This is a genomic window from Neorhizobium lilium, from assembly GCF_004053875.1.
Classification (GTDB): domain Bacteria; phylum Pseudomonadota; class Alphaproteobacteria; order Rhizobiales; family Rhizobiaceae; genus Neorhizobium; species Neorhizobium lilii.
Genome location: NZ_SBIP01000001.1, coordinates 1,259,143 through 1,274,462, shown reverse-complemented (window position 1 = coordinate 1,274,462; position 15,320 = coordinate 1,259,143). Strand labels below are relative to the sequence as shown.

The window sequence follows — 15,320 nt, the reverse complement described above, 5'->3', positions numbered from 1 at the left end:
CATTCTTGCTCCCGACATTGGCATTGACCAGTGCATCAAGAGGCGAGGCTGTCGCATCTCTAACTGGCCCAACTGTCGCATTACTAAACAGCCGCTACATGAGAATATCACGTAAGATATGTTATGGAACTTTTTCTTGAGAACTAAAGGCGATTTGGGCCGGCCGGCTCTTGCGCGGATGGCCGGCAGAGCGAACTATCGAGCCTTGCCGCGGATCGATCCAGATGGCGCCCTTGATTTACATGTCTGCAAATTGCGCCAAATCCTTGCGGGCTGGATAGGACCGCCATATAAGGCGCGATGACGTCTGATTCAAAGATCTTCGTCGGCTTACGGCCGACCAAAAAAAAACCAGTTGCAGCACGCGAAACAAGTGGGCCCAAATGCCAATGGGACGGTTGTGAAAAGAGTGGCACGCATCGCGCGCCTGTTGGGCGGGATGCTGAAGGGTTGTACCTGCTGTTCTGTCCCGAGCATGTGAAGGAGTATAGCAAAGGCTATAACTTCGCGCCAAACCTGTCGGACCCTGTGACCGCACGCTATCAGCGGGAAGCGGCAAGCGGCAGCCGCCAGACTTGGGGGACGAGCGTCAACCGGGCGACAGAAGCTCCCCTTCCCTCCACCGCTCGCTCCGGTTCCGCAAAGGCGACCAACGCACGCAAGAGCGCCGTCGAACGCGGAGCGGCAAAGGCGGATCTTCAGCGGCGAAAACTCAAGGTTCTTGAAGCCAAGGCGTTCGAGACGCTTGGCCTTTCGCCGGATGCAACACCGGAAGAAATCAGAAGCCGCTATAAGGAACGGCTCAAGATGCACCATCCGGACGCCAACCACGGGGATCGCAACTCGGAGGACAAGCTTCGGGCCTCGATCGACGCGCACAGGATACTCAAGCTCAACGGCTTCTGTTAAACGCGCTATCTACCAATCCCGTTCGAGCAGTCCCTCGTGATTGGGGAGCCTCCTACGGGTAATTGCTGCATGAAACGGTGCGGCCTCCTGTCTTATGCCGGTTTTATCATGTCGCGGGCATAGTCGAGGCCGATTCCATAGCCTCCGCCGTGTTCCGCCACGATGCCGCGGGCAGCCTCATAGGTATCGTGCCGTGTCCAGTCGCGCTGCATTTCTAGCAGGAACTGCAGCCAGGAAGTCATGACTGCACCCGCCTGCTCCATCCGCCGGAGTGCCGCTTCATGGCTGGCCGGGGTCAGGCCGCCGCAGGCATCCGCCACGACGAAAACCTTGTAGCCTTCGGCAAGAGCCGAAAGCACGGGAAAGCTGACGCATGCTTCGGTCAGCAGGCCAGCGACTACGAGCGTCTTGCGTCCTGTTGCGATGATCGCCGCCTGTGCCGCCGCATCTTCCCAAAGGTTCATGTTGCGGCGTTCGATGGGAACGATATCGGGCAGGACGGCCCGCAATGCCGGCATCATGGGGCCGCTATAGACCTTTGATGCCGATGTGCTGACGACGGTGGGGATGCCGAAGGCGACGGCGGTGCGGGCAAGCGCCACGGCATTGCTGCGCAACACCTGCCGGTCGGCGGATCCGGTCGCGAAGGCGAGCCCGGCCTGTTCGTCAATCAGGACGACGGCACAATCCTCTGGGGTCAAAAGCGGAATGCTGGACATCATGAATTCTCCGATGAAGAGGGTAAGAACGGGTGTTACAATTTACTCAGCAGTGAAGCCGGGCAAGGATCTCAGGGCAGCGGCTGGCCATTGCTGCCGTAGCGCTGGACGGTGGTCGTGCCGTCGGGAGCTGCAAGGATATCGAGCCTTCTGTCACCGGTCGGGCCGAACAGCACGACACCCGATCCTCCAGTATTGTTCAGGAAGAGATAGCTCGATGCGCCTCCCGGCCGGTCGAACTTCACATGCGCGCCCTTGTCATCGATTTCCAAGGAGGCCGTTGGCAAAGCTGCATCCGGATTGGCGAGCATGACGGAGGGCCGGCCTGCATCGTCGAGCGACAGTGCAAGCCCTTGGGCACCATCCTGTCGTAAGAACTCGACAACCGGCCTTCCCGATGCTCCCGAAAGCCGCAATACGGGATGCCCCTGAGCATCCACGATCTGGATTTCCTGTGCCACGATCGGCGGAGGAAGAGAGTCCACGACGTCTCCAATTCTGTGGTAATTTTTTATAAAACAGCGAGCGGTGGGGCTCGCTGCCTGCCAAGCAGATTATTCGCCCCGGCCGGGTGCTTCTTGTTGATCTGGCGTGAGTTTGGAGGATCGGATGGTCCGATCACGAAAGCGGTCCCCGCCGCTCGGCTTACCGAGATATGGGAGCATCTCTCCCGGCAGGATCAGTTGATCCGGCGCTCGGTTTCCGGATCGAACAGATGAAGCGCGTCCGGTGCGACCGACAAAGACAGAAGAGCGCCGGCAGAGGCCCGGCTGTTCGCAGCCAAGGTGGCGATCAGCTTCTGCTGCCCGACATAGCCGGTGACGACGAGTTCCGGGCCGGTCAGTTCGACCACTTCGCAGAGGACAGGAAGCGTAACCGCGTCTTGTCCAAGTTTCAGGCTCTCCGGACGAATGCCGGCCACAAGCTTCCGCCCCTCGGCGATAGTTGCTGCGGTTCCCGCAGTCAGTGGCAGAACAATTTCGGTGCCATCGAGGTGCAGACCATCGGCGACCTTGGTGACGTTGAGGAGATTGATCGGCGGTGCGCCGACGAAGGTCGCGACATAAAGCGTTTCGGGACGGTTGTAGATGGCCTCCGGCGTTCCGAGCTGTTCGATGCGCCCGTTGCGCATGACCGCGATTCGGCTGGCAAGCGTCATGGCTTCGATCTGGTCGTGCGTGACATAGACGACCGTCGTCTTCATCATTTGGTGAAGGCGTTTGAGCTCTGTGCGCATTTCCATGCGTAGCTTCGCGTCGAGATTGGAGAGCGGTTCGTCGAAAAGGAAGACCTTCGGATCGCGCACCAGTGCCCGGCCAATTGCAACACGCTGTCGCTGGCCGCCCGAAAGCTGCCCCGGTTTGCGATCGAGCAGGTTTTCGATCTGTAACAGCTTGGCCGCGTCGCGCACCGCCTTGTCGCGTGTCGCTGCCGGAACTTTACGCATCTCCAGGCCAAAGCCGATGTTCCGGTGTACCGTGAGGTTCGGGTAAAGCGCGTAGGACTGGAACACCATGGCGATGTCCCGATCCTTGGGATGTACGCCGAGTATGGAGCGGTCGCCGATCCTGATATCGCCACTTGTGGCTTCTAGGAGACCCGCGATGATGTTGAGCAGGGTCGATTTTCCGCAGCCCGACGAGCCGAGCAGGACTAGGAACTCGCCCGGTTCAAGTGCGATGTCGATGCCTTTCAGCGTTTCGACGTCACCATATTTCTTGCCAATATTGTCGATTGTCAGGGCAGTCATTGGCCGTCTCCCTCAAGGGGCATTGCATAGGTTCGGGGATGGGTGGAAATGGCGCGCGACGCGATGGCGACGCCGGCTGCCAGGCATCGGTCAATCGGCTCGTCTGCAGCCAGTGCCGCGAGGAAGCCGGCGTTGAACACGTCCCCCGCCCCGATCGTGTCGATGACAGTGACCTTCGGAGCCTTGGCCGAATGCAGGCTTCCGTTCGCATCCAGTCCGATTGCGCCCTCCGGTCCGCATTTGACCACCACGATCGAGCCCTGCGGCATCATTACCTGAAGCGCTTTGGCGGCTTTGAGCGCATCCTGTTCGGCTGTCAGCGTCGTTGCCTCTATCTCGTTCATCAGTGCCACCCGGCTGCGCTTCAGCCAGGAGATCGTCGCCTGGCAATTGGCTTGCGTCCAGCCGTTGAGCGGCCAGCCGGTGTCGAGGGCGATCGAGATGTCATGGGCCTCCGCCCAGTCGAAGAGTGCGTCATAGTCTCGCGTCAATGCGTCCATCAGGAAAGAGCCGCAAATCAGCGCGTAACCCCCGGACAACTGTTCGCCGTCCAGCACGCACAGGACGTCATTCGTCGAGAAGTGCGGAAGATGACCCTTGGTGGTAAAGAATGTTCTCTCGCCATCGGGATGGGTGATCCCGACGGAAAGCGTGGTTTCTTCGTCGCAACGCGGCCAGTTTGACGCCAAGGGGCCGAACTCCTCCGCCAGCCAGCGGCCGAAGTGATCGGTGCCAAGATTTGCGGCGATCTTGAAGTCGTGCCCGCAGGCCCGCCAGGCAAGAGCCGTGTTTCCGGCAGAGCCACCGACGCGGACCTCACTGTGGTCGACCAGGATCTCCGTGCCCGGCTGCGGCCAGGGTGATGCCGGCCCCATGATCAGATCGACATTGACGTTTCCAATGACAGCAAGCGGCTTCACTCATTCGCTCCGGGTGATTTTAGTCGAGCGGACGGGCGTCCCGGCATTTTCGACGCGGGTGGCGGCAAACTCCACCATCAGGCGCTGTGCCGCCGGCAGCATGGTAAGCACGGCTGCAAGGCCGGACAATGGCTGGAACGCGATGGTGACTGCGCCTTCGACGGGCGGTTCGCCGGAGCAATCGAAGAGGATGAGCGGTGCGCCGGCCTCGACGACGGAGTGCGCCATGGCAGTGACCAGTGCGGATGTCTCGTCATGGCCTCGGAACAGGATGACGCCAAGCTCTGGAGACATCATCTCCATCGGGCCATGCCGCAGCTGTCCGCCTTCCAGCGAGAAACAGGGCAGCCGGGAAAGCTCGGTCAGGCCGAGAGCCAGGGCTTCTGCCACGCCCTGCAGACGCCGGCCCGAGGTGACGATGGCCTTGACCCCGGTGAAGGCCTGCAATGCGGATGCAATATCGGGCGCTTCCGCCCTTTGAAGAGCCGCAAGACCGGCGGTGGGATCTTCGCCGAGCTCGGCCAACACGGCCAAGTGAAGCGCCAAGGTGACAGTCAGGCTGCGGGTCGCGGCAAAAGCCGTTTCCGTGCCGCCAGCGCCGACCAGGCTCGTCGTGGATTTTGCAAGAAATGAGCCCGCCTCGAGCGTGAAGCCGAACGTGTCGGGCGTGCCGCCGGTTTCCTTGAACCAACGCACCACTTCCGCGCTTTCGCCTGACTGGGACGTGATGAAGACAGTGCGTTCTTCAAGCGGCAGAGGCTGCCCCAGTTGTTCCGAGAGAGGCAGGGCGATAGCGTCGATGCCGCGAGCGCGGTAGAGCGGCTCCACCGCTCGATTGACCGCATGCGATCCGCCCATGCCGAGAAGCAGAAGCCGGCCGGTCCGCTTCAGCGAAGCCGCAACCTTGCCGGCCGTGGCGCGCGCGCCTTCGTAGGAAGCGATGGCATCGGCATGCTGACAGGCCATTTCGCGGTCGATGGCAAGAAGTCCATCCGGACGTTTCGTTCTATCGGTCATGGTCATCCCTTTACGCCGCCATTTGTCAGTCCCGAAATCAGGACCCTTTGCATCAGAAGGCCCACCAGCACCGGCGGCAGTGCAGCCAGAACCCCGGCTGTTGCGATGAGCCCGTAATCGGAAACTCTGCCGCCGGCGAGATCCGCGATCGCGACGGTCAGGGTCTTGGCGCGCTGGTCCGAGGTAAACAGCAGCGCATAGAAGAATTCATCCCAGGCAAGCAGGAAGGCGAACAGGGCGGATGTGCCCATAACCGGAAGTGCCAGCGGCAGGGTGATGATCCGCAAGGTCGTGAAAAGGCCGGCACCGTCCAGCATCGCGGCTGCCTCGAGTTCGCGGGGGATGCCGTCGAAGCCGGATTTCATCAGCCAGGTGGTAAAGGGAGCGAGAATGGTGAGATAGACGAGCGTCAGCCCCAACAGGCTGTTGAGCAGGCCGAGATAGGCGAGCGCCATATAGAGAGGCACGGCAAGCGCCACCGGCGGCAGCATATAGGTGCCGATGACAATGCCGAGCGACCAGCCAATGGACGGCGTTCGCGACACTGCCCATCCAGCGGGAATGGCGATCAGGATCGCGATCACGCTGGCGCTTCCCGCCACGATCAGGCTGTTGTAGAGCGACGCGACGAAAGCGGCGCCGGCGCTGTTTGGCACGGAGGAGAGAAGCACGCCGTAGCGGGAAAAATCCACCGTCTCCGGCCACCAGTGCAAGGGCTTGGCCGCGAGATCGGCTGCGGGCGAGATGCTCATCACGAACAGCCAGACGATCGGCGCAAGAACGACCAGTGCCAAAAGCAGGGCAGCGGCGTAGATGGCGATGGAGGCGGCAAGGCTTCTTTGAGCCATCAGGCAGCGCTCCCTGCAAACTTCTTCACCACGGTCCCATAGGCGATGGCCAGCAGCGTCACCATCAAGGTTACGATCAGGGCAAGCGATGCGCCCGATCCGGCCCGTTGGAAAGAGAAGGCTTCCTGGTAGACGAGGATCGACAGCGTCCGGGTCGAGTTCGCCGGGCCGCCTCTCGTCATGACCCAGATGATGTCGAACACTTTGAAGGCCTCGATTGTGCGCAGGACCAGTGCCACGACCAGCGGACCGGCCAGATATGGCAGGACCACGTAGCGGAAACGGTTCCAGGCATTGGCACCATCCACCAGAGAGGCGGAAACGATATCGCGCGGCACGGCCTGGAGAGCGGCGAGCGCGATCAGCGCCACCAGCGGAAAGTTCTTCCAGCAGTCGGCGGCGATCAATGCGATCATTGCCGTTGCCGGTTCGCCCAGCCAGGAGCGATAGGCGTCAAGCAGGCCGATCTGCGTCAGTGCCGCGTTCAACGCACCGTATTCCGGATTGTAGATCAGCCGCCAGAGCGTCGCATTGACGATGGTTGGCAGCGCCCAGGGCAGGATCATCAGCGCGCGCAGAACCGTGCGGCCGTAGAATTCCTGGTTGAGCAGCAGGGCGGCCAGCACGCCGATAACCATTTCCGCTGTGACTGAAATCAGCGCAAACCAGAGCGTCGTCACAAGCGTGCGGGTGAAATTGGTGCTGGAGAGCATTCGGACGTAATTGTCGAGGCCGACAAAGGAGCCCTGGGTGCCGACCAGCTTGCTGTCGGTGAAGGACAGGCGGACCGTGTCCATCATCGGCCAGCCGATGACCGCTATCATCACGATCAGCAATGGCAGCATGAGCAGCCAAGCCCGGGTCGTTAGCCAGGTGCCGGACATGATGTCCCTCCCCATAGAATGTATCGGCATTGAAAGGGGGCGGCGCCCAGGCCGCCCCGGATGGATGGTCTCAGAGGCCGCTGTTGTCGGCCGCTGTCTTCAGCGCATCCTCAGGCGAGGACTGCCCAAGCAGGGATTCCTGAATGGCCTGCTGCAGCGCCGTCGACAGTTCCTGATATGTCGGGGTCGTCGGGCGCGGATACATGGCGGCAAGGCTGCGCTTTGCTGCGGCGATCAGCTCTTCCTGGCCCTTGGTGACGGCAGGGTCTTCGTAGGAGGAAGACCAGATCGGCAGGCTGAGCTTCGCGTAGTCGTTCTGCACCTTCTGCGACGTCATGAAGGTGATGAACTTCCAGGCTTCGTCCGGATGCTTGCTGGCCGACGTGACGCCGAGACCCATCGAACCGTTGACCGCAGAGACGTCGTGACCGCCGGCAACGCCCGGAGCCGGAACGACGCCGACCTTGCCGGCTACCTTGCTGTCCTTGGGGTCATTGGCCATGTTGTACATGTAGGTCCAGTTGAGCGCGAAGGCCGCGTCACCGTTCTGGAAGACCTTGCGGACGTCCTCTTCAAGGAATTCCTTGGAATTCGGATTGGTGAGGCCGGACTTGTAGCTGGTCACCATGTATTTGAGCGCGTCCAGACCGCCGCCCTGTGCAAAAGCCGGCTTGCCGTCTTTCAGAAACTCGCCGCCATAGGCGCTGACAAGCGTCGTGTAATCGCAGATCGCCGCTTCTGCCTGCGACCAGCTCCAGGCGATCGGGGTCTGGGCGAGGCCCTTATCCTTGATGATCTTGGCCTGTTCGGTCAGTTCGTCCCAGGTCTTCGGCGGCGCCTTGATCCCGGCCTTTTCCAGCATTTCCTTGTTGTAGAAGAGGTATTTGGTGTCGAGGATCCAGGGCATGCCGTAGTATTTCGCGTCGTACTGGACGGTCGTCCAGGCGCCTGGAAGAACGCCCTTCTTCATGTCGTCGGTAATCTTCGAAGATACATCCACAAGCACGTTGTTGGCCGCATATTCGGCCGGCCAGATCACGTCGAACAGCACGACGTCGTAGCCGCCGCCGGATCCCTGGGCGAGCACGGTCTTGTCGTGCAGGCCCTCGTAAGGAACGAATTCGAGATTGACCGCGATATCGGGATTGGCCTTGGTAAAGGCCTCCGCCATCGCCCGCACATCCGCCTCGCTGTAGGCGGCCTGCGCCATGAACAGGGCGTTGATCTTGGTCTCGGCAAGGGCATGAGATGAAAGCGACGCGGTGATCAGCGCGGCGCCAAGAAGGGTCTTCTTAATCGTCTTCAAGGTTCTGTCCTCCGGTTTGGACGCGTGTGAGCCATGGCGGAATGCTTCCGCCGCGGATGTCGAGACCTTTCGGTCTCGTCGGTATGAGCGTCCGGCGCGTAGTCGCCGGCGTTCCCTGGAACTCTTCGGTCCCTTATTAAGTCAAACGTATTGACTTAATCCTTCTGTAATATTGTATTGCTGTCAAGGGGTATTCGACATGGACGATTTCCGGCTCGTGCGAGCCAAAAGCGGCACCAATCAGGAGGGAACGAGCGCGCACAATCAGCGTGTGATCCTTGATGCCCTTCGCATTAACGGCGCATTGTCACGAGCCGATCTGGCGCGTGCGACAAACCTCACCAAGCAGACCGTATCGAACCTCGTGGAAAATCTGGAGCGGGACGGCCTCGTGCGCCCGCAGGATGTGGTGCGCAAGGGGCGCGGCCAGCCTTCCACCCCCTATTGCCTTGTTCCGGAAGGCGCTTTCGCGATCGGCCTGCAGATCGACCGCCATGTCACCCGAGCGATTGCTGTCGATCTGGTCGGCAATGTCCTCGTGCGCGCAGAGGCAAAGCTTTCGACCGACGGCCCGGCGACGGGTGTCAGGATCATTCTGGGGCTGATCGAAGGGGTGCGGCGCGACCTGCAGCGGCAAAGACCGCAGGCCGAGCGGCGGCTTTCGGGATTGGGCATAGCTATGCCGGGACCTTTCGGATTGGACGGCGCCGACGACGACGAATGGATGATGGCGTCCTGGCAGGCCTTTCCCCTGCTGGAGACCCTGGCTGCCGGAACCGGCCTGGAAGTGGGACTGCAGAACGACGCGGCGGCCTGCGCCACTGCTGAGCGCATGCTGGGCAACGCCCGCGGCCTCGATCACGCCGTCTGCATCTATATCGGCTACGGCATCGGTGCCGGCCTTATCCTCGGCGGCGAGCTTTATAGCGGCGCCCACGGCAATGCCGGCGAGATCGGCATGGCGCTGTTTTCCGATGGCGGGCGACAGACGCCGCTCGAGCACCGGGCGTCCATGGCCTCGCTTTATCAGCATCTCGGTATTGATCCCGCTGCCGACGCCTATCATGCCGTGTTCGACCTCGTGGAACGCGACGATCCTCGCATAGGCGAATGGATATCGAGAGCCGCGACCGACTTGCGTTGGGCTGTGCATCTGGTCGAGACGCTGTTCGACCCGCAATCGGTCATTTTGTCCGGTGGAGCTTCGGAGACATTGATGCGCCGTCTTCTTGCCGCGACCGAGCCGCTTCTGCCATCGCTTGCCGAGCGCAAGGGGCGCCCGGTTCCGAGGCTCCAGCTCGGCATGACGGACCCCTGGGCCGTTGCCCTCGGCGCCGCCGCGGAACCGATCGGCCGCGCCTTCGAGCCGCGGTTTTCAGCCATCCTCAAGGAGCGAGGCTAGATGCGCTTCCTGAAGGTTGCCGGCTCGCCATGCGGAACTAAATCCATCGTCGTATGGCTCAGGATTCGACAAGCCAAGCATGACCGCTACAGTTACATGAAGCCAGTGCCACCCGCTGGGATTTCATGAAGCTCGGCGGGATCTTGCCCGACTGCCGACAGAAAAGGGAAGACGCCGATGACATCATGCACGCATCGATCCGCGATCCACACCGTCACGCCGAAGACGTTCGGTTGCGAGGAATGCCTGGAGATAGGCCAGGCGTGGTTCCACCTTCGTCTATGCCGGACCTGCGGGCATGTCGGCTGCTGCGACCAGTCCATCGGCCGCCACGCGACGGCCCATTTCCATGAGACCGAACACCCGATCATCGAGGGCTACGACCCGCCGGAGGGTTGGGGCTGGTGCTTCATTGACGAGATCATGGTCGATCTGCCGGATCAGACCCCGCAGAATGGCCCCATCCCGCGCTACTACTGACACCCGTATTCGCGACGACAGGAGAACGCCATGACCGCGTCGAACAACCGCCTGGATCAGATGTTTCCTGTTCTCAGCTCTGTGCAGATGGCGACCGCGAAACGCTTCGCAGCCATGGAGCCGCAGAAGTTTGCCGCGGGCGAAACCGTGTTCGGCTTCGGTGACCGCGACGCTCCACTCTGGCTCGTTCTGGAGGGCGCGCTGGAAATCTATCGTCATGACGGACCTGCAAAGGAGACGCAGATCGTCATCCACATGCCGGGACACTTCAGCGGAGAAGTAAGCCAGCTTGTCGGTCGCCCTTCTCTGGTTAGGGGTATGGCAGGCGCGGACGGCTGCCTTGCGCTGCCCTTCGATGCAGCCCATCTGCGCGCCCTGGTGATCGGCTCGGCGGACATTGGCGAAGTGGTGATGCGCGCCTTCATCCTGCGCCGGGTCGCGCTGATCGACGAAGGCGGCGCCGGATCGACGCTTGTCGGGATCCCCGGCAGCCAGGCACTCACCCGCCTTCAGGGCTTTCTCACCAGAAGCGGCTATCCTCATCTGGTTTTGGACGCGACCCTGGACGAAGAAGGGCAAACGCTGGTGAAGAAACTCGGCATCGCGCCCGAGGATTTGCCGATGATGCTCTGCCCCAACGGAACGGTATTGAAGCATCCGAGCGACTTGGAGGCTGCGATCTGCCTCGGCATAACGCCGGAGTTGAAGAATGACGTGATCTATGACGTCGCGGTCATCGGTGCCGGCCCGGCAGGACTTGCCGCTGCCGTCTATGCCGCATCGGAAGGCCTGAAGGTGATCGTGCTCGACGAGCGTGCCACAGGCGGCCAGGCCGGCGCCTCGGCAAGGATCGAGAACTATCTCGGCTTTCCAACCGGCATATCCGGTCAGGCGCTGGCCGGCCGTGCCTTCAACCAGGCGCTCAAGTTCGGCGCGGAAGTGGCCCTGCCCCTGGAAGTTCTCGACTTCGAGCCTGCCGCAGAGACAAGCGGATCCTGCCATACGCTTCACCTCACCGGCGGGCGGATCGTTCGTGGCCGCACCGTCGTGATTGCGTCCGGCGCCAAATACCGTCGTCCGGATGTTGCCGATATCGAGACCTATGAAGGGGCTGGCATATCCTATTGGGCAACCCCGGTCGAAGCTCGCCTGTGTCAGGGCGAGGAGATCGCCCTTGTCGGCGGCGGCAATTCCGCAGGTCAGGCGGTCGCCTTTCTGGCGCCCCAGGTCAAGCAGCTTCATCTTCTGGTCCGAAGGCCGCTGCATGACACTATGTCGCAATACCTGATCGACCGCATTGCCGCTCTGCCGAACGTGACCACGCATGTGGGCTGCGAGATCGAGGCGGTCAGCGGCACTGCCCATACGGGACTGAGCGGTGCTCTTATCCGCGATGCGTCGGCTGGGGGAAGTTTCGAACTTACCCTACGCCATATGTTTCTTTTCATCGGCGCAATACCGAATGCCGGCTGGCTCAAGGAACATGTGCTTCGCGATCGTGCCGGTTTCATTCGGACCGGAGGCGAAGCGTCTTCCGACCTCAAGCTGGGGCGGCAATCTCTGGAGACCAGCGTCAGGAACCTTTTTGCGATCGGTGATGTGCGCTCGGGTTCGACCAAGCGAGTGGCGGCGGCTGTCGGCGAAGGCGCTGCCGTGGTGGCCCAGATCCACGCGGCCCTCAAGCTGGCGGATGGGGACCCGCCGGCTGTTGCGCGTGCTTGAATTGACCCTTTAAATGGAAGATCCCGATGGAGAATTTTCTGGCTTGACCTCAAGACTTGCAAGAGCTTCGGCCCATTGTTGCGACTGCGCGATAAGCAGATCTTCGGCCTCGTCCTGCGACACCGAGTGGAACCTCACAAGCGATGCCGTCGGGCATTGGGCAAGCCGTGGCAGATCCACGGATGCCACGGTGGCGATCTTCGGATAGCCGCCCGTCGTCTGCCGCTCCGCCATCAACACGATCGGGCGCCCTGAAGAGGGGATCTGGATGGATCCGGCCACGGTGCCGTCGGATACGATGTCATGTCCGGCAAACGCAAGGATCTGCGGGCCGTCCAGCACCTGCGCCATGCGGTCGCGGCTGGCCGTGACGCGGAAGGGGCCGTCCAGAAAAGCTTTCCAGGCTTGGTCACCGAAATGATCGGTCTGTGGCCCGGGAACGACCCGGACAGGCCCGGTTGGCCGGGACAGCGGCCGCCGCAGGGCCAGCAGCGCACCAGCCTCTGTCACCCCAAGCGGCAGACGATCTCCCGCCGCAAGCCGCCGGCCGTCCAGACCGCCGATCCCACTGCGCACATGCGTCGAGCGCGCGTTTAGAACTGGTGGCGTTCGGATGCCGCCGGATAAAGCAAGGTAACCCCAAACCGCCTGTCTCAGGGCGCCGATCTTCAAGACCTGGCCGGGCCGCAGATGATGACTTTCCCAGCTGTGCCTTCGCTCTCCATCGATCGTGATCTCGACCGCACCGCCCGTCACAGCAAACCGAACGGGCTGCTCGACCGTAAAACTGCCGCCCACATGCGCGAATTCGAGCGTCGCGTCGCCATCCTCGTTTCCCACAAGGCGGTTGGCGAACAGCATGGATGGCCGGTCCATGGGTCCGGCACCTGAAACCCCGAGATGGAGGAATCCGGCCCGACCCAGATCCTGGACCGTCAGCATTGGCCCCGCCTGCAGAACCTCGAGCGTATTCACAGCGCCTCCCATTCTTCAACGGTCTTGCCGCAGGCAACGGCAGCATCCAGATGGGCGGCCTCTTCAAGGTTGATGGACCGGAAACGGATGCGGTCACCGGCGCGCAGAAGGAAAGGCTCGCTGCGCGACGGATCGAACAGCTTCAGCGGGGTTCGCCCGATGAACCGCCAGCCGCTCGGGCCTGGAACCGAGTTGATGCTCGCTTGCTTTCCGCCAATACCGATCGCGCTTGCCTCTATTCTTTGGCGGGGGACGGCAAGCCTTGGCGTGTGGAGTTGCTCCGGCAGACCGCCGAGATAGGCGAAGCCCGGGGCAAAGCCGATCATGTAGACGCGGTATTGTGCAGCCGAGTGAAGAGCGATCAGCTCCAGCCGGGTCATCTGTTTCATCTCGGCAAGTTCGTCGAGATCGAGACCGACCTCTCCGCCATAGTGAACCGGCACGGTCAACTGCCTCGCGGTCGTGCTGGACGATAGATCCTGCGCCAGCAGGTCGAGCAGCAAGGCCGAGAGCCCCCTGCCCCGCACAACGCACGGGTCGTAGATCACCAGGAGCGAGCGGTAGGTGGGAACCGTTTCGACGATCCCGGAAATCGCGCGCTGGGCCAATGCTTCTGCAAGTGCGACCACCCGCTGATTGGTGGCTTCATCGATCTCATCGGACAACTCCACGACCAGCGCGCTGTCACCACAGGGCGCGATGCGGGGAAATTGTATCGACGCAGCTTGCGTCATGCCCATGGATGCCAATCCTGTTTCAAAAGACGCGGTACGCGAACTGTCCCCGTGGACAGCCTGACCCCACCGCGCCGGAGTGGATGACGCGGTCCGGATTCGCCAGCGTCACAAGGCACTTGTGATTTCATGACACCGTTGTATGTCAAGCTTTATCATGATCAGTCACCCGCCATGCCAGGGCTGCCCATTTCATACATAAGGGATTTTGACATGACGACGATCGATCTGAATTGCGACATGGGCGAGAGCTTCGGTGCCTACCAGATGGGTGACGACATGGCGATGATGAACGTCATTACCACAGCCAATATCGCCTGCGGCTTCCATGCAGGAGATCCGAGCGTCATGCGCGATACGATCCTTGCTGCCAAGGCGAAGGGTGTCGCGATCGGCGCCCACCCTTCCTTAATGGATCTCTACGGCTTCGGCCGCCGCCGCATATCAGGTGAACGTCCGGAGGATCTCGAAGCGCAGCTCATCTACCAGATCGCTGCCATACAGGGCATGGCAACCGCGCTGGGATGGCCGATCACGCATATGAAGACCCATGGTGCGCTGAACAACATGGCGGCGGAAGACGCGACCTTGGCCAAAATCTGCGTATCTGCGATCAGGACGGTCGATCCAAGCCTCGTCTTCATCACCCTGCCCTTTTCCGAGACCATGAAGGCTGCGGAAGCTGCAGGTTTGACTATTGCCTGCGAGGTCTATGCCGACCGCCGTTATACCGACAATGGCATGCTCGCTCCCAGGCAGATGGAAGGCGCGGTCATCCACGACCTTCAACAGAGCGTCGATCAGGTTCTTTCCATGCTTCGCGACAAGCGAATTCCAACCATCGGCGGCGGTTATGTGCCGGTCGAACCTGCGACCGTGTGCATCCATGGCGATACGCCTGGAGCCGTTGCAACGGCCCGCGCCATGCGACAGGAACTCACTCGTGTCGGCATCGATATTGTCCCTTTTGCCAAGCCAGTCGCAGGAGCAGGTACAGCTTTGCGGCCTGTGTGGACTGAAGGCGCCTGACATGACGGATCAATCGCTTGTTTATATCATCGATGACAATGACGACCTGCGACTTTCGCTGGACAGTCTGTTTCGATCCGTTGGATTGCAAACGAAAATGTTCGGCTCGGCAAGCGAGTTCATCGAAGCTTCAAAACCGAATGTGGCCAGCTGCCTCGTTCTGGACGTCCGCCTTCCTGGTGTCAGCGGTCTCGATTTTCAGGATCAGCTCGGACGCGGAGGCGCACCGATTCCAATCATCGTGATGACGGGTCATGGCGACATCCAGATGTCGGTGCGGGCCATGAAGGCCGGTGCCATCGACTTCCTCGTCAAACCGTTCCGCGACCAGGATATGCTGGACGCCGTGGCAACTGCGCTGAAGGCCGATCGGGAGCGGCGGGAAGGCGACGGAGATTTCACCTCTCTTCACAAACGCTATCTGGAACTTACCGAGCGCGAAAAACAGGTCATGGCGCTTGTCACTTCCGGTCTCATGAACAAGCAGGTTGCCGGGGAGCTCAAGCTCAGCGAAGTGACGATAAAGATTCACAGAAGTTCGGCGATGCGGAAAATGGAAGCACGCACGCTTGCCGACCTTGTTAGAATGGCTGATCTGCTCAAAAACAGGAACGCCCTGTCCTGA

At 61.3% G+C, this 15,320-nt stretch carries 16 protein-coding genes; 6 read left to right on the top strand and 10 right to left on the bottom strand.

The window, feature by feature from the left end; genetic code table 11:
• The first annotated feature begins 300 nt into the window (after positions 1-300).
• Positions 301-909, top strand: coding sequence for a J domain-containing protein (locus EPK99_RS05925; protein ID WP_128441996.1), 609 nt, complete (start codon positions 301-303; stop codon positions 907-909).
• 92 nt (positions 910-1,001) lie between these two features.
• On the opposite strand, the gene EPK99_RS05920 is transcribed toward EPK99_RS05925, so the two are convergent.
• The 8 genes from EPK99_RS05920 to EPK99_RS05885 all read right to left on the bottom strand — a co-directional run bounded on the left by EPK99_RS05920 (position 1,002) and on the right by EPK99_RS05885 (position 8,353).
• A complete protein-coding gene (locus EPK99_RS05920; RefSeq protein ID WP_281033444.1) occupies positions 1,002-1,631 on the bottom strand; it encodes a hydrolase in 630 nt (209 codons plus the stop codon).
• 68 nt (positions 1,632-1,699) lie between these two features.
• Complete coding sequence (locus EPK99_RS05915; RefSeq protein WP_128441994.1) at positions 1,700-2,113, bottom strand: hypothetical protein; 414 nt, start codon at positions 2,111-2,113, stop codon at positions 1,700-1,702.
• Positions 2,114-2,307: 194 nt separating this feature from the next.
• Positions 2,308-3,378: an ABC transporter ATP-binding protein gene (locus EPK99_RS05910; protein ID WP_128441992.1), complete on the bottom strand. Its 1,071-nt coding sequence runs from the start codon at positions 3,376-3,378 to the stop codon at positions 2,308-2,310.
• Complete coding sequence (locus EPK99_RS05905; RefSeq protein WP_128441988.1) at positions 3,375-4,298, bottom strand: carbohydrate kinase family protein; 924 nt, start codon at positions 4,296-4,298, stop codon at positions 3,375-3,377. The genes EPK99_RS05910 and EPK99_RS05905 overlap by 4 nt, the downstream gene beginning before the upstream one ends.
• The gene (locus EPK99_RS05900; RefSeq protein ID WP_128441986.1) at positions 4,299-5,321 is read right to left on the bottom strand and encodes an SIS domain-containing protein; all 1,023 of its coding nucleotides are present in this window, start codon (positions 5,319-5,321) and stop codon (positions 4,299-4,301) included.
• On the bottom strand, positions 5,318-6,163 hold the full coding sequence (locus tag EPK99_RS05895) for a carbohydrate ABC transporter permease (RefSeq protein ID WP_128441984.1): 846 nt from the start codon (positions 6,161-6,163) through the stop codon (positions 5,318-5,320). Before EPK99_RS05895 ends, EPK99_RS05900 begins: the two co-directional genes overlap by 4 nt.
• On the bottom strand, positions 6,163-7,047 hold the full coding sequence (locus EPK99_RS05890) for a carbohydrate ABC transporter permease (protein ID WP_128441982.1): 885 nt from the start codon (positions 7,045-7,047) through the stop codon (positions 6,163-6,165). The genes EPK99_RS05895 and EPK99_RS05890 overlap by 1 nt, the downstream gene beginning before the upstream one ends.
• 70 nt (positions 7,048-7,117) lie before the next feature.
• Positions 7,118-8,353: an extracellular solute-binding protein gene (locus EPK99_RS05885; protein WP_128441980.1), complete on the bottom strand. Its 1,236-nt coding sequence runs from the start codon at positions 8,351-8,353 to the stop codon at positions 7,118-7,120.
• A 199-nt stretch (positions 8,354-8,552) separates the two neighbouring features.
• Here EPK99_RS05885 and EPK99_RS05880 point away from each other — a divergent pair, with 199 nt between their 5' ends.
• The 3 genes from EPK99_RS05880 (at position 8,553) to EPK99_RS05870 (ending at position 11,957) form a co-directional block, all read left to right on the top strand.
• Entirely contained in the window at positions 8,553-9,755 is a 1,203-nt protein-coding gene (locus EPK99_RS05880) for an ROK family transcriptional regulator (RefSeq protein WP_128441978.1), read from the top strand.
• A gap of 177 nt (positions 9,756-9,932) precedes the next feature.
• Positions 9,933-10,235 (top strand): UBP-type zinc finger domain-containing protein, encoded by a 303-nt coding sequence (locus tag EPK99_RS05875; RefSeq protein ID WP_128441976.1) that lies wholly within the window; start codon positions 9,933-9,935, stop codon positions 10,233-10,235.
• Positions 10,236-10,265: 30 nt separating this feature from the next.
• Positions 10,266-11,957, top strand: coding sequence for an FAD-dependent oxidoreductase (locus tag EPK99_RS05870; protein ID WP_128441974.1), 1,692 nt, complete (start codon positions 10,266-10,268; stop codon positions 11,955-11,957).
• Positions 11,958-11,966: 9 nt separating this feature from the next.
• On the opposite strand, the gene EPK99_RS05865 is transcribed toward EPK99_RS05870, so the two are convergent.
• Both EPK99_RS05865 and pxpB read right to left on the bottom strand, forming a co-directional pair.
• Positions 11,967-12,932 carry a 5-oxoprolinase subunit C family protein gene (locus tag EPK99_RS05865; protein ID WP_128441972.1) on the bottom strand — a complete coding sequence of 322 codons (966 nt, stop codon included), beginning with the start codon at positions 12,930-12,932 and terminating at the stop codon, positions 11,967-11,969.
• Entirely contained in the window at positions 12,929-13,672 is a 744-nt protein-coding gene (gene pxpB / locus EPK99_RS05860; protein ID WP_128441970.1) for a 5-oxoprolinase subunit PxpB, read from the bottom strand. Before pxpB ends, EPK99_RS05865 begins: the two co-directional genes overlap by 4 nt.
• Before the next feature lie 207 nt (positions 13,673-13,879).
• Between pxpB and EPK99_RS05855 the strand changes: the two genes are divergently transcribed.
• Together EPK99_RS05855 and EPK99_RS05850 are read left to right on the top strand one after the other, a co-directional pair.
• Entirely contained in the window at positions 13,880-14,695 is an 816-nt protein-coding gene (locus EPK99_RS05855) for a LamB/YcsF family protein (protein WP_128441968.1), read from the top strand.
• Position 14,696: 1 nt separating this feature from the next.
• Positions 14,697-15,320 (top strand): response regulator transcription factor, encoded by a 624-nt coding sequence (locus EPK99_RS05850; RefSeq protein WP_128441966.1) that lies wholly within the window; start codon positions 14,697-14,699, stop codon positions 15,318-15,320.

Coding starts and splice junctions, on each gene's coding strand:
- EPK99_RS05925 (WP_128441996.1), top strand. CDS start 301: ATGACGTCTGATTCAAAGATCTTCGTCGGCTTACGGCCGACCAAAAAA.
- EPK99_RS05850 (WP_128441966.1), top strand. CDS start 14,697: ATGACGGATCAATCGCTTGTTTATATCATCGATGACAATGACGACCTG.
- EPK99_RS05900 (WP_128441986.1), bottom strand. CDS start 5,321: ATGACCATGACCGATAGAACGAAACGTCCGGATGGACTTCTTGCCATC.
- pxpB (WP_128441970.1), bottom strand. CDS start 13,672: ATGGGCATGACGCAAGCTGCGTCGATACAATTTCCCCGCATCGCGCCC.
- EPK99_RS05875 (WP_128441976.1), top strand. CDS start 9,933: ATGACATCATGCACGCATCGATCCGCGATCCACACCGTCACGCCGAAG.
- EPK99_RS05855 (WP_128441968.1), top strand. CDS start 13,880: ATGACGACGATCGATCTGAATTGCGACATGGGCGAGAGCTTCGGTGCC.
- EPK99_RS05895 (WP_128441984.1), bottom strand. CDS start 6,163: ATGGCTCAAAGAAGCCTTGCCGCCTCCATCGCCATCTACGCCGCTGCC.
- EPK99_RS05890 (WP_128441982.1), bottom strand. CDS start 7,047: ATGTCCGGCACCTGGCTAACGACCCGGGCTTGGCTGCTCATGCTGCCA.
- EPK99_RS05910 (WP_128441992.1), bottom strand. CDS start 3,378: ATGACTGCCCTGACAATCGACAATATTGGCAAGAAATATGGTGACGTC.
- EPK99_RS05880 (WP_128441978.1), top strand. CDS start 8,553: ATGGACGATTTCCGGCTCGTGCGAGCCAAAAGCGGCACCAATCAGGAG.
- EPK99_RS05920 (WP_281033444.1), bottom strand. CDS start 1,631: ATGATGTCCAGCATTCCGCTTTTGACCCCAGAGGATTGTGCCGTCGTC.
- EPK99_RS05870 (WP_128441974.1), top strand. CDS start 10,266: ATGACCGCGTCGAACAACCGCCTGGATCAGATGTTTCCTGTTCTCAGC.